Origin of the sequence: Rhodanobacter soli (assembly GCF_040548735.1) — a bacterium.
In the GTDB taxonomy this organism is placed as follows: Bacteria; Pseudomonadota; Gammaproteobacteria; order Xanthomonadales; family Rhodanobacteraceae; genus Rhodanobacter; species Rhodanobacter soli_A.
The window spans coordinates 571499-585651 of sequence record NZ_JBEPSD010000002.1 but is presented as its reverse complement, the minus strand read 5'-3'; the positions used below and the strand labels follow the sequence as shown (position 1 = coordinate 585651).

Below are 14153 nucleotides of genomic sequence, written 5' to 3'. Positions count from 1 at the left end.
CGCACGCGCACGGCCGTGCGCCGGCGGTGATAAAGACCGCCGGTGAGCCTATGATCGTCCCCACCCGCCTGCCGGAGCCTCAGCGATGAAAACCATCACTGCCCTGCTTTTGGCCAGCACGCTCGCCTGCGCGTCGGCCGCTTCCTCCCAGGAAATGCATTCGCATCCGGCGCCGGAAAAACTGGGCCGGGTCAGTTTCCCCACCTCCTGCGCACCCGCGGTATCGCACGACTTCGAACGCGCCGTCGCCCTGCTCCACTCCTTTGCCTATACCGCCGCGGAGAAAGCCTTCCGGGAGGTCGCCGACGCGGACCCTTCCTGTGCCATGGCGCACTGGGGCATCGCGATGTCCCATTTCCACCCGTTGTGGAGTCCGCCCGCCCCGGACGAGTTGGCCAAGGGCGAAGCGGAAGCCATCCAGGCAACCCGCTTGGGCGCGAAGACCGCGCGCGAACGCGCGTTGATCGCCGCGATCGCAGCCTATTACCACGATGCCGGGCACGTACCGCCGCCCGCCCGCGCCAAGGCCTATGAGGCAGCCATGGCTGTCGCGGCCAGCCGCTACCCGGCCGACACCGAAGTCCAGGTGCTCTACGCCTTGTCGCTCCTGGCCACGGCCTCCCCGCAGGACACATCGCACGCCAACCAGAAACAGGCCGGCGCCATCCTGGAGCCGATCTACAGGAAACATCCCGATCACCCCGGCGTAGCCCACTACCTCATCCACGCTTACGACAGTGCCGAACTGGCTCCCCGCGGCCTGGCTCCGGCACGCGCCTACTCGAAGATCGCGCCTTCGGCACCGCATGCGCTGCACATGCCATCGCACATCTTCACGCGGCTGGGCTTGTGGGACGACTCCATCGCATCGAACCTGGCGGCGCGCGCCGCGGCGCACAGCCAGGGCGACGTTGGCGAGGAACTCCATGCGATGGACTACCTCACCTACGCGTATCTCCAGCGCGGCCGGCGCGCCGACGCGGAACAGGTGGTGCGTTCGCTTGACAGCATGGGCGTCCACGCCGGTGCCGAGTTCAAGGTCGGCTACGCCGCCACGGCCATGCCGACCCGCCTCGCCATGGAGGGCCGCCAGTGGACCGTCGCCTCGCGCCTGCAGGCAGGCGACGGCGCGGCGCCCGAGGTGGCGGCCATCGTCTATTGGGCCCGCGCGGTGGCCAACGCGCGCTCCGGGCAAGCCAAAGCCGCCGATGCCGACATCGCGCGATTGGACGCCTGTCGGCAGCAGTTGCTGGCCAGCAAGAAAGATTACTGGGCGACCCAGGTCGACATCCTCGGGAAGGAAGCCAGGGCCTGGCAATCAGCGGCCGGCGCGCACCCCGACGATGGCGTGGCGACGCTCCGGCGGGCGGCCGACCAGGAAGACGCCATCGAGAAATTGCCGGTGACGCCAGGCCCGATCATTCCCGCACGCGAGCAGCTTGGCGACCTCTACCTGCAACTGCACAAGCCGCAGGACGCCCTCGACGCCTACAAAGCCGCCTTGGCAGCGGCGCCGGGCCGACGGGCAGCACTCCACGGCGCGGCCCTGGCCGCCGACGCGGTCGGCGATAGCCACACGGCGAGCCAGATGCGGCAGCTTTTGTCGCGCTAGGGTCGAGGTGCCGGTGACGGACCCGGGCATCTACGCTGTTGCGCTTTGAAAGAAGGTGCCAGACCGGGCAACGGAGCCAGGCCACCGGTGGTCACGCCTCAATCGAAATGCTCCATATCGTCCGGCAAGCCCAGCCAGGAATGCCGACGTTGCTCATAGACCGACACCCGCGGCGGTGGAAAGCCCGGGTCCGCAAAAGCGCCGACCGCCACGGTGACGAACCCCGGCAACGCATCGCTCTGCCAGCACACGGTGGCGCCGCACTCGCCGCAAAACCGGAACCGGGCAATGCTGCCGCTGTCGCCGGCCTGGGCGTATTCCCTGCTCTGCCCCTCGATCGTCACCGCATCCGACGGGAACCGCGCCTGCGCGCCGAACACACTGCCCGTGCGCTTCTGGCACGCCAGGCAATGGCAGATCGAGACCCGTACCGGCTCGCCGCGCGTGCAGACGACGAGCTTTCCACAGCTGCATGTTGCTTGACGGTCGGTCATGGAAACTCCAATGGAATAGAGCAGCACCAGGGTTTACGGGCCTATCGCTGGGCCTGGCGCAGGAAGTCTAGTTCGGCGATTTACAACAATTCAAACGGTTGTAAGTGAACCTGACCCCGTTCTTCGCTGTAAGAATTGTCCCTGACACCTTTTCCCTATTTGGGCTTGATCAGCTGCGCGGTATGCGGTCCCGATGCCATCACGATGTCCTGGTGCAGCTCGCGCAGCACGCGCAGATCCGAGAAGGTCGCTGCGTACTTGTGGGAGAGATTGAACGCCAGCGCAAACAGCCATGGATATTCGATCTGCGTCCAGGTTACGTCCAATCCCTGGTACTTGATCATCAGACTGCTGTTCATCGGCCCGCGCAGCACGGCATATTTCAGCGCCCCGACCTGGCGTGGCGCGTCTATCGGCGACGTTTCCCGCGCACTCTCTGGTGACGATGAACTCGGCGAACTCGACGAAGCCTCTTTCGATGACAAGCTGGGCTTGGCGACCAGACTGGGTGCGCCGATCTTCGGCGTCGACGTCGACATCGACGTCGACATCGGTGACGATGAACTCGACGAAGCTTCTTTCGACGACAAGCTGGGGCTGCTGACCAGGCTCGGCGCACCGATCTTCGGCGACGATGTCGACACCCCGCCACGACCGTAGGTGCTGGTCGGGCGCGTCATCGGCATCGGACTTCTACTCGAAAGGCTTGAAAATCCGGTCGTGGGCGCGCTCGACAGGCGTGGCGTCGAGCCACCGCTGATCGGCGGCTCGCTCCTGCCAAGCTTCGGGATCACGTCGATGGCGACGATCTTGCCCACCTCGCCCAACAGATTGCCCATGTGGGGTAGCGGCGCCGTGATCATCAATGTCGGTTGGCACCCGCCGAGGAACGTCACCAGTGCGCGTGCCGCGAAGCAATGCAGCACCAGCGAGATGCCCTTGGCCGGCTTGCCGCGATAGAAGTCCGGCGTCCCTTCGAGCTGGGCCTTGATCAGGGGCGGCAGCCCCGACAGATTGGCGACGGACAACAGGGGCGATCGGAAGATGCCCATGTGCGTCACGGCGGGAAAGTTGCGGTCCGTGGCGCTGGTAGTGACCGTCATGCACATCTGGATGTTTATCATCTTGCGCACGTCGTTCGTCTCCACCGTCGACAGGTCGAAGGTCGAATACACCACGTAGACGCAAGCGCTGGGAGCGTCGATCAATTCGAGTCCGTTCGTGAAGCCCTTGATGGCCGTCTCGACCTCGGATGTGTGAGGGACGAGTCGGGCGCAGGCCTTCATCGCCCCCGCATAATCGTTCCAGAACTTCCAGTTCAAATGCGTGAGCGGCTCCATGACGAACAGCACTCGATGCATCAAGCCGGCGCGAAACTCACCTTTGCCGAGGCTCGCCGGTTCCACGAGCACCATGTCCTTGTATCCGAAGACTTTCATCGTTCGCTCCTATACGCCGCCCCGGTCCGGGTGCATGAGTGACGCAGTGTGTCGCGCCGCAGCTCAACCAACCACCCGTCTCCACATCCCCGCCCGCCTCCGCTCGCCCCCGCACGAGGTCATCTTAGCGCCGGTCTGCGGGTGGCAAGAGAAGGCCGCATGGTTGCCGCCCCCAAAAGAAAAGCCCCGCGATGCGGGGCCTTTCTTTCAGCACATTGCCGGAAGCAACGAGCGTCAGGCGATCGCCGGCTCGGTCGGGGTGGCAGGCGCCGAAGGCGAGCGTGGGCCGCGGGCGAAGCGGGTGGCGAGCATCTTGCGCAGGTCGTCCACGCCCTGCCCCTTGCCGGTGACCTTGAGCACCGCGTAACCCTCCAGCGCATTCGTCATCAGGTCGCTGCCCACCGCCATCTGCGTGTCGTCGCCGCGCTGGCTCAACTTGGACAGCCGCGCCAGGCGCGGGCGCAGCGCATCCATCGTGGCCAGATCGCGACGGTAGGCCGCCAGGTCGAAATTGGCGGGCAGGATGGCAAGGTTCTCGCCGAACACGGCATCCGCCTTGCGGCAGAACGCCTCGGACTTGTCGCCCATCTTGGTGAGCCCCTGACGCTGATCCGGCGTCAGCGCCAACAGGCCGGCGAAGCCAGCCTCCAGCGCGGCAAGGGCGGCGTCGATGGCAGCGAGCGCATCGGCGGTGAAATCGAGATCGACCAGGTTCTGGGCCATGTGGTGACTTCCTTGATAAGCCGGCCGTTTGCCGGCCCGCGCAGGCTACTGGCCCGCATCGCCCGGCCGTGTCGCCGCCAGCCTCACTTGCCTGTCGGACTATCCCGAAATACCCCGCGGCATGCGCGGACACGACGGCAAACGCCCCACTCGCCACCCCGCCACGTCCGCCCGCGAAGTTCTCCACCCCCGCCTGCAACGGTTTGGAAACCGCCCGCAACGGTTCCCCCTTCGCGCGCGACCCTGCGACGTTCGCGCGCAACCGATCCACCCCTGCCCGCAAGCGAAAAACTCCGAAGCGCAAGGCTGAAAGCCTCGGAGTGCGAAGGTCTCCAACGTCGAGTGCGAGGGTCAAACGGTCGCCCGCGACTGAAAAACCCTCGCGGCCAACGCTGAAAGCGTCGCGCGCGACGTTCCGAACCTTGTCGCTGCAAGGTCGTGACGGTTGGACGCGAAGGTTTGGGGGTTGGGCGCAAAGCACGAAGCCTTGCGTGCAACGGTTTGGGTGTTGCGCGCAAGGCTTGGGAGGTTCGGGCCTGGGGGTTTTAGAGTTGCGGGTGGATCAATAGATCCTGGTTGCCACTTCGAGTCAGAGCCCAGAAGCTCGACACACCAAAAACTGACTCTGCTATCTTTTCCACGACTAGGGTTTCAGCGTCAGCCAGCAGGTGCTCGGAGAGCGAGTTGGTTAGTGCATCTGAACTCCTTTCCCTCCCACGGAAAGAAAACATTTCCATCCTCGACGGACAACTTTGGCGCCATCGAAGTCACCAGATTGTGTATGAAGTAGCCAGGACCAAGACGTTCCATTTCATATTGGTGCCATGTCTCGTAACCCTTATGCCGCGTATTCGGATTGGCTTCCCAATATTTGACAAAGGTATTCGGCCCCAACGCAGCATGGTTGATAACCCGCAACGGACTGCCCCCTGAAGCACCCTGAAGGGTATCCAATACTCTCTCCCGGTGTGCGGCCGTGAAACCATAAGAAAACAACCCGACAAACAATGGCTTTCTCGAATGCGAACGAATCGAATCAGCCATGTCCGCGAGCTTTAACGCCGCTTCCCGCAGCGTACTCAGCTTCAAGGTCGTCTTGACCTCAACGATGCCACGGCAAGCAATGGGCGAAATGAAAACTAAGTCGCCGTCTCTGTACAAAACGGGGTAGCTACTGTCGTAAATGAGTATATCTACCTGAGTGCTCTGGGCCCCATGGGTAAGAACGAACCCACGCCCAACCTTCACCGTTTCTGGCGCAGTCCGGCGAATGATGGTTCGAAGTATCGTTTCCTTGAATTCTCCGTCGGTAAGCCAATGCTGATCGTCAATGAGATGCCGCACCCGATCCTGAAGAGCCTCGCATTCATGTGAAATTGATTCAAAAAGTTGTGTAAGGTCCATCAGAACACCTGTAGCAAGTTAGGTTGGACGCATCTATGACGCCTCTTCGCCTCACCCATCAACTTTTCCTCTCAGTGAAGATACGTCATCTACCTTTTAAGCTATCTCATAAGTTCGGAAATTTTCTTGAGGAGCTTGAACGTATCATCCTTATCCACCTGCTTCAGGAGCTCACTGACAGGTGAAACAGGATCATGGTGTTCATTTCCGTAGAGTCTTACAGGGTTTTCGCCGAACGTTGCGATGGCGCGCTGAAGTAGTTCGGTCGTCAATGCATCGTCCCCGACTGAAGCCACTTCTGATTTGTAGCTCTGGAACGCAAGCGCAGTCGCTGCCTTGTATTCGTAATCCTCTTGGATACGACCTAGGCGGCCAATTTGCTTGGCTGCATACCATCCAACCCAAATCATCGGACCTGCAACCGCAAGTCGCCTAAAAAGATTTACGGTAAGAGCTTCGTAGGTAAATTTGGTTAGATCACTGACAAATGCAAGGGCAAGAACCAACAGAATAACGACAGCTCCACTAAAAACGATTCCCCAAGTACGACGTTCATTTTTTACTTTGGCCCCTCGGTCAGTGAATGCGCCCGCAAGACCTTGCTTACGCGCATCAATGAGTGCAGCTTGCAACGAAGCGACAGCAGTGCTCGCTTCGATCTTTGCTTTCTCTACTTCGGAATTCAGGTCTGTTATACGTCGCTCAAGCTCGCCGGACTTCAGCTCAGCCTGCGAGCGATAGCCAACTATATCCTTGTACAGTTGCTCGATTTCCCCGTTACGCCCCAAGACAGTATTTTTCGCATCTTCAATCTCTTGCTGCATATCGCTAAAGGTCGCAACGGTATCGCCCCACTTCGCGAGCTCTTTTTGCATTTTTGTCTGCTGGACGTCTATCTCATCCAGCGCCATCGTTATGTCAGAGCTCCTTTCCAGAAACGCAGCTGCTTTCGGTTGCGCTTCCAACAGAGTGCTCGCGCCTTCAATGCTTTCACTAGCAAGTTGTTTGGCAAGCTGCTTGGTAATCTCTGCACGTCGTCCTGCTATTAGAGAGACCACCCCAGAAATAGAGATCAGCCGATCCAAAAAAAGTGGCTGTTGGATCAGCCATTGACCGCCATTGCTTCTTGCAGCGACAACGTTGCCTGCTAGTTCGTTTACCCACTTCGTCAATTGGGTATTGGCCAAAGCGGCCTCTGTCGGATATAGCCTGTTCGCTTTGCCCGAAAGAAGTGTGAGTGTATCTAGCCATTCTTGGAATAGAACCCTCAGCGATTCGGCTGAAGCACCGAGACCGATCGCGCTCAAATCAAGTTCGTTTGGGCGCACTTCAACTAGTCCCGACCACTGATCGCGCAGATTGGTTACCGCTGTTACAGCCTGCTGCATGTTCTCTCCCCCTGAGAAAAAAGCACCGTATTGCTAACCATATTCCGAAACGCTGATCAGAGTGCACTTTCGGTCCAAAAGAATGACCAGCTCAGTCTCAATCCTTGAGAACGGCGCGAGCGATGCTATAGGCAGTTTTAGGCAACCGTGAGAGGTCCTTCATGTCGAATCGAAATCGCAAATCCATTGGTGAGCAGCTACTTGAGGCTTTGATCTGGTCCTTCGCGGGCTCTTACCTCAGATCACTATGGAGCGGAGTCATCCTCGTCTTGCTGCTCAGCGTCGTGGTCCCGTGGTGGGCAATAAGCGCTGGGCAGGGCTCACCTTTCGCGGTTGTGTTCTGGAGCGTGGCCAACTACAGCAGCATCGCTGGCATGGTCGCCGGTGTCACGTTCGGAATGGCAACCATCTGGAAGTTATGGCGCTGGGAACGCTACGGGATCTAACCCCAGGTCGATCCGGCTGAGGGAACGGCGGAAATTCAACCCTTCACACGGTAGGTCACATCAATGCCGAACTACAAGCACGGTCAATTTTTTAGCGAGAATAAGTCTGAATTGTTCGACAAAGTTCTCTCTCCTGCGACCCAAACTCCGGCATCGGGAATTTATCGGTGTGAGGGTTGCGGAGAAGAGGCTAGTTCAACATCGCCTCACCCGCTTCCGCCACAGAATCACCATCAACATAAGGTTCCAGGTCAGGGCTTGGTGCGCTGGCGACTCGTGGCGGCCTGTCGCCATAACGGCTAAACAGAAGAGCTAACGATGCGAGAAAGGGACCAGAGGCAACGATGCAAGTTACCTCCGGCCACTTCGATTCTCAGCCGTCCTCAAAGCTCCAAACAATCAAACCGCCGATCCGCCTCGACGTCCTGCTCGTAATCCACATCCCCCCGATCAAACCCGAACAACTGCAAAAACTCATGCTTGTACCCCGCGTAGTCGGTGATCTGCTTGAGGTTTTCGGTAGTGACAGTGGGCCAGATCGTCTTGCAGGGGATCTGTACGTCGTCGCGCAGTTCCCAGTCGTCCAGGCGCAGGCGGCCTTCGTCGTCGGTGGGTGCAGCTTTGCCATCAGCACGGTAGAGGCGGTCGTGGAACAGGCGGTTGGCCTGTTCGATGGGGTTTTCGTGGATGCCCTTCTCCTTCATGATCTTGAAGGCGATGGAGACGTACAGCGGGATCACCGGGATGGCGGCGCTGGCCTGGGTGACGACGGACTTCATCACGCCGACGTAGGCGTCGAGGCCGGGGTGGCGGCTGCGCAACTGCTTGGCGGTGTTGTCCAGGTGCTGCTTGGCCTGGCCCAAGGTGCCGTGCCAGTACATCGGCCAGGTGATCTCGGTGCCGATGTAGCTGTAGGCGACGGTCTTGGCGTGTTCGGCCAGTACGCCGGCGGCGCTCAGCGCGTCGATCCACAGCGCCCAGTCCTCGCCGCCCATCACGGTGACGGTGTCCTTGATTTCCTGCTCGGTGGCCGGCTCGACGGTGGCCTCGATCACGGTGTCCTTGTTGGTGTCGACCGAGGTGTTGTGGAAGGGCTCGCCGATGGTCTTGAGCGCCGAGCGCACCACTTCGCCGGTGTCCGGCAGCTTGCGCACGGGCGAGGCCAGCGAATAGACCACCAGGTCGATCGGGCCGCCCATCTCGTTCTTGATGATCTCGATAGCCTTGGCGCGGGTCTCGTTGGCGAACGCGTCGCCGTTGATCGACTTGCTGTACAGGCCCGCGGCTTTGGCCGCCTTGTCGAACGCGGCGGAGTTGTACCAGCCGGCGGTGCCGGTCTTCTCATGGCTGCTGGGCTTCTCGAAGAACACGCCCAGCGTGGCGGCGCCGTAGCCGAACGCGGCGGTGATGCGCGAGGCCAGGCCGTAGCCGGTGGAGGCGCCGATCACCAGCACGCGCTTGGGCCCTTTGCTGGCATCGTGGCCCGCGGCTTGGGTGACCCTGATCTGGTCGAGCACGTTGTGCTCGCAACCGACCGGGTGGGCGGTGATGCAGATGAAACCTCGGACTTTGGGCTTGATGATCACTCGGGTGGCTCCTGCTGGTATTCGGCTGCCGATATCGGGCATTCCGCCATATTAACCAAGCGGGAGGCCCATGCGCTGCTGTAGGGAGTATCGGGTGACCCGGTTTTATTCGTCATCCCGACCTTCGCCGGGATGACGATGTTGGGGTTTTTGCTCGTCATCCCTGCGAAGGCAGGGATCGCAGTTGCTGTTGCGAAGGGCTGGAGGGATGGCTGGCTTCGTTGTTGAAGAGCCGAAGTGCGATGACCAGCTTCGCTGTTGAAGTGCGATTCCGGCCTTCGCCGAAATGACGGTGTTGGAGTTTTTCTCGTCATCCCTGCGAAGGCAGGGATCGCAGTTGCTGTTGCGAAGGGCGGGAGGGATGGCTGGCTTCGTTGTTGAAGAGCTGAAGTGCGATTCCGGCCTTCGCCGGAATGACGGTGTGGTGGGTTTGCTCGTCATCCCTGCGAAGGCAGGGATCGCAGTTGCTGTTGCGAAAGGCTGGAGGGATGGCTGGCTTCGTTGTTGAAGAGCTGAAGTGCGATGACCAGCTTCGCTGTTGAAGTGCGATTCCGGCCTTCGCCGGAATGACGGTGTGGGGGTTTTGCTCGTCATCCCTGCGAAGGCAGGGATCGCAGTTGCTGTTGCGAAAGGCTGGAGGGATGGCTGGCTTCGTTGTTGAGGAGCTGAAGTGCGATGACCAGCTTCGCTGTTGAAGTGCGATTCCGGCCTTCGCCGGAATGACGGTGTGGGGCCCCGCCTTGAACGAATGACTAGCCCGCATGATCTCGTGCACGAATCACGCGGATCACTCCTGTGCCGGCATGGCGGTCATGTGGAAGAGTCCCCACCCGTGGCCGTCCGGGTCGACGAAGCTATGCGAGTACATGAAGCCCAGATCTTCCGGCTCGTCGTAGGTCGAACCGCCCGCGGCGAGCGCCTTGGCCACGAGACCATCGACCTCCTCGCGACTCTCGCAATGGAGGTTGAGCAAGACTTCGACGGCCTTGCTCGTGTCGCATATGGCTTTGGGCGTGAAGTCCTTGAACCTGGCATGCGTAGCTAGCATCACGAAAATCGTGTCGCTGACGACGATGCACGCGCCAGAGTCATCGCCCATCTGCGGGTTCCGTGAAAAGCCGAGTGCTTCGAAGAAGGCCAGCGACTTCGGCAGGTCGGCGACCGGGAGGTTGACGAATATCTGTTTGCTCACGGTGCTCTCCTAGGTGTCGATGGGTGTATGGATATTCGCTGCGGCCTGACGCTGGAGTCAAAGCGGCGGCTTGGACGTTCGCATTGAACGAGATGTCAGGGTCGATACTAGTCAACGCAGAGACCTCCGACCACGACGCCTCGCTCAATCCTGTTGTAGCAGCCGTACATGTCATGCGTGTCCCTTTGGCAAGTCCCGGTTGAGTGAGAGCCAACCATGCTGCGCTCCGACGCCTTGCACAGTCCTCGGCACTCAGATTTATCCGAGCAGACCTTACCCGCATCTTGGAACGGTTTGACGCATGCAGGTGTGCCGTACATGCCAACCTCACGGATAGCACCACCCTCAGATTTGCATTGCTCCTGATCGATCTCGGCTAGGGCGGCAGCGCGTGAGCGCTCCACGCTCTTCTGCATCCGCCAATTTTGCCAAGAGCTACAGCCGCACATGAGAGATACGGCAATCAGAACTATGAGTGCGCGATTGCTCAACATGAGGCCTACGCCAAGTGGATTTCGAAATGAAGTCTAATCCTGCAACCTGTCCCGGAAAATCACATTCCCTTGTGGACTTCGTTGTCCAGGAACCCATGGCCTGGCTTCCTTGTTGCAGCTTGAACCTGCCACCCAGTCTCGCAGCCCAGTCTCGCAGCACGTCAGCGCGAGGCAGCCGCGGCATTCAGGGCCGCGACAATGCCTCGTATCTGCTCGACATCACTGCGCAACTCCCCACCCTGCATGTCCTTCAGCAACGCCGGCTGCCAGTGCATGGCGGACGGATGCTGCCGCTTCGCGGACGCATGGAATTCCCTTGCCCCGGTGAGCTCGCGCAACTTGCCGATATTTCCCGCGTCCACGCCTGCCCCCGGCATCACGGCGATGCGCCCGGCCGAGAGTTCGACCAGCTGACGAATCAACCCCGCTCCCTCGATGGCGCTGGCTTGCGCACCTGACGTCAGCACGCGTTCGCAACCCAGCGCGATCAGGGTATCCAGTGAGGCCAACGGATCGTGCGCGAGGTCGAAGGCGCGGTGGAAGGTGACGCCGAGTTTGCCGGCGGCGGCGATCAGGGCGCGGCAGCGTGGCATGTCCACCTTGCCATCGGCATCGAGCACGCCGAGCACCACGCCGTCGCAGCCCAGCGCCACGCAGGTTTCGATGTCGCGCTGCATCGTTTCGCATTCGAGGTCGCTGTAGAGGAAGTCGCCGGCGCGCGGGCGGATCAGCACGACCAGCGGGATGCGCAGGCGTTCGCGGGCCAGCGCGATCTGCGCGTGCGACGGCGTGAGGCCGCCCAGTTCCAGCGCCGTGCAGAGTTCGACCCGCCCCGCTCCACCCTCTTGCGCGGCCAGCGCGGAGGCGACCGAGTTGGCGGCGATTTCAAGCATCATGGGCAAGCGGGATCATGAGTAGCTCGTCGTGTAGACGCTTTGCGAGGGGATCAGGGCGTCCTGCTTTTTCGCATCGCACACGGCATAGGAGAAGCCGTGCTGGATGGCGTAGGCGCCAACCTCGCCGTCGCGGTTCATGGCGAGGAAACCGACCTGCAGGGTCTTGGAGGCTTCGCGGCGCTTCTTGACGATGCGCATCACCGCTTCCTTGCAGGCCTCGTGCGGCGAGCGGCCCTGGCGCATCAGTTCGACGACGAGAAAGCTGCCGGCGTTGCGGATCACTTCCTCGCCCACGCCGGTGGAGGTGGCGCCGCCGACCTCGCCATCCACGTACAGGCCGGCGCCGATGATCGGGCTGTCGCCGACGCGACCGCGCATCTTCCACGCCATGCCGCTGGTGGTGCAGGCGCCAGCCAGCTTTCCGTGCGCATCCAGTGCCAGCATGCCGATGGTGTCGTGGTTGTTCACACCGCCGGGCATGCCGGTGCTACCGCCCTTGCCGTAGTCGTGCACTTCGCTGTTGATCGACGGGTTGTACTTCGCCGTCTTCAGCCACTCGTGCCAGGCCTGCTCGGCTTCGGGCGTGAGCAGGTCCTGCTTCTTGAAGCCTTGTTCCAGCGCGAACTGCAGCGCGCCTTCGCCGACCAGCAGCACGTGCGGCGTGCGCTCCATCACCCGCCGGGCCACCGAGATCGGATGTTCGATGTGCTCGAGCGCCGCGACGGCGCCGCAGCTGCCGTCGGCGTCCATGATGCTGGCGTCGAGGGTGACGTGGCCGTCGCGATCGGGATAGCCGCCCTTGCCCACGCTGTGGTTCTTCAGGTCCGACTCGGGCACCTGCACGCCGAGCTCGACCGCGTCCAGCGCATGGCCGCCCTTGCCGAGGATCGTCCACGCCGCCCGGTTCGCCGCCACGCCGAAGTCCCAGGTCGAAACCACCCGCACGGCCGCCGTCGCCGGCGTCCGCGGCGCGGGCCCTGCAACCAGCTTGCCGCTTCGGTTTAACGGTCCGGCGGCCAGCTTGCCGCCCCAGGCCAGCATCGAGGCCGAAGCTCCCAGCACGAATGCCTTGAGGAACTGCCTGCGGTCAGTCATCACGTTCTCCCGGTCACGAAAACAAAAACCCCGCACAGGATGCGGGGTTTCGTTCTTGCTATGCAACGTATGCCTGGCGGATCAGGCGGCCACTTCGACTGCCGATGCCTGGGCGCCCTTCGGGCCCTGGGTTACTTCGAACTGTACGCGCTGACCTTCCTGCAGGCTGCGGAAGCCCTTGGAATTGATCGCCGAAAAATGGACGAACACGTCCGCACTGCCATCCTCGGGCGCGATGAACCCGAACCCCTTGGCATCGTTGAACCATTTGACCGTACCGAAACTCATTGCGTGAACCTCTGGATCCATGGAATGGGTGCGCCAGGATCTGCGCTGAACCACTGTTCTCCCCCTCGGTTCGCCGCCCTGGCCCGGGGGAAAGTATCAATATGTGAAGGCCGAGTGCAATACGAAAATATCCGGGCGGCCCGCTGGCTCGTTGCGACGCTCAGCTTTTCAGCATCGCGGCGAGGATGCGCGGCACCTCGGCGGTAGCCGCCGCCAGATGCGCGAAGATTTCCTCGATGCTGATCTCCGCCTCGTCGCCGCAGCCGGCGGCGAAGTTCGCCACCAGCGCCAGGCAGGCGTATTGCAGTTCCAGCTCGCGCGCCAGCGCCGCCTCGGGCATGCCGGTCATGCCGACCAGGTCGCAACCGTCGCGCTTCATCCGCGCGATCTCGGCGCGGGTTTCCAGCCGCGGTCCCTGCGTGGCGCCGTAGCAGCCGCCGCCGATCACCTCGACGTTCACCGCGCGCGCCGCCGCCAGCAGTTGCAGGCGCAGCGATTCGGTGTACGGCTCGCTGAAGTCGATGTGCTTCACCTCGGCGCCCTCGACATCGCAGTAGCTGGTGTAGCGGCCGTGGGTGTAGTCGATCAGCTGGTCGGGCACCACGATCACCCGCGGCCCCATGTCGCCACGGATGCCGCCCACCGCGTTGACCCCGATCACCCGGCGCGCGCCCAGGCTGTGCAGCGCCCACAGGTTGGCGCGGTAGTTGACGCGGTGCGGCGGCAGCGTGTGGCTCTCGCCGTGGCGGGCGAGAAAGGCAATGCGCTTGCCGGCGAAGTCGCCGATCACCACGTCGCCGGATGCCGGGCCATATGGCGTATCCACCGCCTGCCGCGTGGCGTTTTCCAGGCCTGGGAAGTTGTACAGGCCGCTGCCGCCGATGACGGCGAGGTCGATGGGAGCTTGGTCAGGATGAGGCATCGTTGTGATCCATTGGCGGGCTGAAGCTAACGGAATGGGCCGGGCTTTGCTCCCTCCCCTGCATCGCAGGGGAGGGCTGGGGAGGGGTGGCTTTTGTGAGGAGGTCAAAAGCCAGTCAAGAGCTTCACCCCCTCCCCGCCTCCCCCTGCAAGCAGGGGGAGGAGCAAATACGCC

13 protein-coding genes are annotated in these 14153 nt (G+C 61.8%); 2 read left to right on the top strand and 11 right to left on the bottom strand.

Annotation, left to right across the window (positions count from 1 at the left end; all coding sequences use genetic code 11):
• Positions 1-85: 85 nt before the first annotated feature.
• A complete protein-coding gene (locus ABIE04_RS13720; RefSeq protein WP_354551238.1) occupies positions 86-1612 on the top strand; it encodes a hypothetical protein in 1527 nt (508 codons plus the stop codon).
• 98 nt (positions 1613-1710) lie between these two features.
• On the opposite strand, the gene ABIE04_RS13715 is transcribed toward ABIE04_RS13720, so the two are convergent.
• From ABIE04_RS13715 to ABIE04_RS13695, 5 genes are all read right to left on the bottom strand, one after another.
• The gene (locus ABIE04_RS13715; protein ID WP_354551236.1) at positions 1711-2106 is read right to left on the bottom strand and encodes a GFA family protein; all 396 of its coding nucleotides are present in this window, start codon (positions 2104-2106) and stop codon (positions 1711-1713) included.
• 155 nt (positions 2107-2261) lie between these two features.
• Entirely contained in the window at positions 2262-3545 is a 1284-nt protein-coding gene (locus tag ABIE04_RS13710) for a hypothetical protein (RefSeq protein WP_354551234.1), read from the bottom strand.
• Positions 3546-3779: 234 nt separating this feature from the next.
• Entirely contained in the window at positions 3780-4268 is a 489-nt protein-coding gene (locus ABIE04_RS13705) for a hypothetical protein (RefSeq protein WP_354551231.1), read from the bottom strand.
• 657 nt (positions 4269-4925) lie between these two features.
• A complete protein-coding gene (locus tag ABIE04_RS13700; protein ID WP_354551229.1) occupies positions 4926-5672 on the bottom strand; it encodes a DUF6602 domain-containing protein in 747 nt (248 codons plus the stop codon).
• Positions 5673-5773: 101 nt separating this feature from the next.
• Entirely contained in the window at positions 5774-7060 is a 1287-nt protein-coding gene (locus ABIE04_RS13695; RefSeq protein ID WP_354551227.1) for a hypothetical protein, read from the bottom strand.
• A 161-nt stretch (positions 7061-7221) separates the two neighbouring features.
• On the opposite strand from ABIE04_RS13695, the gene ABIE04_RS13690 reads away from it, so the two are divergent.
• Entirely contained in the window at positions 7222-7506 is a 285-nt protein-coding gene (locus tag ABIE04_RS13690; protein ID WP_354551224.1) for a hypothetical protein, read from the top strand.
• A 383-nt stretch (positions 7507-7889) separates the two neighbouring features.
• Here ABIE04_RS13690 and fabV read toward each other — a convergent pair whose 3' ends face one another.
• The 6 genes from fabV to ABIE04_RS13660 all read right to left on the bottom strand — a co-directional run bounded on the left by fabV (position 7890) and on the right by ABIE04_RS13660 (position 13979).
• Positions 7890-9092 carry an enoyl-ACP reductase FabV gene (gene fabV, locus ABIE04_RS13685; RefSeq protein WP_354551222.1) on the bottom strand — a complete coding sequence of 401 codons (1203 nt, stop codon included), beginning with the start codon at positions 9090-9092 and terminating at the stop codon, positions 7890-7892.
• Between the two features lie 787 nt (positions 9093-9879).
• A complete protein-coding gene (locus ABIE04_RS13680) occupies positions 9880-10284 on the bottom strand; it encodes a VOC family protein (RefSeq protein ID WP_354551220.1) in 405 nt (134 codons plus the stop codon).
• 655 nt (positions 10285-10939) lie between these two features.
• Positions 10940-11674, bottom strand: coding sequence for a copper homeostasis protein CutC (locus ABIE04_RS13675; protein WP_354551217.1), 735 nt, complete (start codon positions 11672-11674; stop codon positions 10940-10942).
• A gap of 12 nt (positions 11675-11686) precedes the next feature.
• Positions 11687-12769, bottom strand: coding sequence for a N(4)-(beta-N-acetylglucosaminyl)-L-asparaginase (locus ABIE04_RS13670; RefSeq protein ID WP_354551216.1), 1083 nt, complete (start codon positions 12767-12769; stop codon positions 11687-11689).
• An 81-nt stretch (positions 12770-12850) separates the two neighbouring features.
• Positions 12851-13057 (bottom strand): cold-shock protein, encoded by a 207-nt coding sequence (locus ABIE04_RS13665; RefSeq protein ID WP_056385464.1) that lies wholly within the window; start codon positions 13055-13057, stop codon positions 12851-12853.
• Between the two features lie 160 nt (positions 13058-13217).
• Positions 13218-13979 carry an S-methyl-5'-thioinosine phosphorylase gene (locus tag ABIE04_RS13660; RefSeq protein WP_354551213.1) on the bottom strand — a complete coding sequence of 254 codons (762 nt, stop codon included), beginning with the start codon at positions 13977-13979 and terminating at the stop codon, positions 13218-13220.
• Positions 13980-14153: the final 174 nt, after the last annotated feature.

What these genes read in the sequence shown, in the direction of transcription:
- ABIE04_RS13670 (WP_354551216.1), bottom strand. Translation starts at nt 12,769, where the DNA reads ATGACTGACCGCAGGCAGTTCCTCAAGGCATTCGTGCTGGGAGCTTCG.
- ABIE04_RS13675 (WP_354551217.1), bottom strand. Translation starts at nt 11,674, where the DNA reads ATGATGCTTGAAATCGCCGCCAACTCGGTCGCCTCCGCGCTGGCCGCG.
- ABIE04_RS13720 (WP_354551238.1), top strand. Translation starts at nt 86, where the DNA reads ATGAAAACCATCACTGCCCTGCTTTTGGCCAGCACGCTCGCCTGCGCG.
- ABIE04_RS13695 (WP_354551227.1), bottom strand. Translation starts at nt 7,060, where the DNA reads ATGCAGCAGGCTGTAACAGCGGTAACCAATCTGCGCGATCAGTGGTCG.
- ABIE04_RS13705 (WP_354551231.1), bottom strand. Translation starts at nt 4,268, where the DNA reads ATGGCCCAGAACCTGGTCGATCTCGATTTCACCGCCGATGCGCTCGCT.
- ABIE04_RS13660 (WP_354551213.1), bottom strand. Translation starts at nt 13,979, where the DNA reads ATGCCTCATCCTGACCAAGCTCCCATCGACCTCGCCGTCATCGGCGGC.
- ABIE04_RS13690 (WP_354551224.1), top strand. Translation starts at nt 7,222, where the DNA reads ATGTCGAATCGAAATCGCAAATCCATTGGTGAGCAGCTACTTGAGGCT.
- ABIE04_RS13665 (WP_056385464.1), bottom strand. Translation starts at nt 13,057, where the DNA reads ATGAGTTTCGGTACGGTCAAATGGTTCAACGATGCCAAGGGGTTCGGG.
- ABIE04_RS13715 (WP_354551236.1), bottom strand. Translation starts at nt 2,106, where the DNA reads ATGACCGACCGTCAAGCAACATGCAGCTGTGGAAAGCTCGTCGTCTGC.
- ABIE04_RS13700 (WP_354551229.1), bottom strand. Translation starts at nt 5,672, where the DNA reads ATGGACCTTACACAACTTTTTGAATCAATTTCACATGAATGCGAGGCT.
- ABIE04_RS13710 (WP_354551234.1), bottom strand. Translation starts at nt 3,545, where the DNA reads ATGAAAGTCTTCGGATACAAGGACATGGTGCTCGTGGAACCGGCGAGC.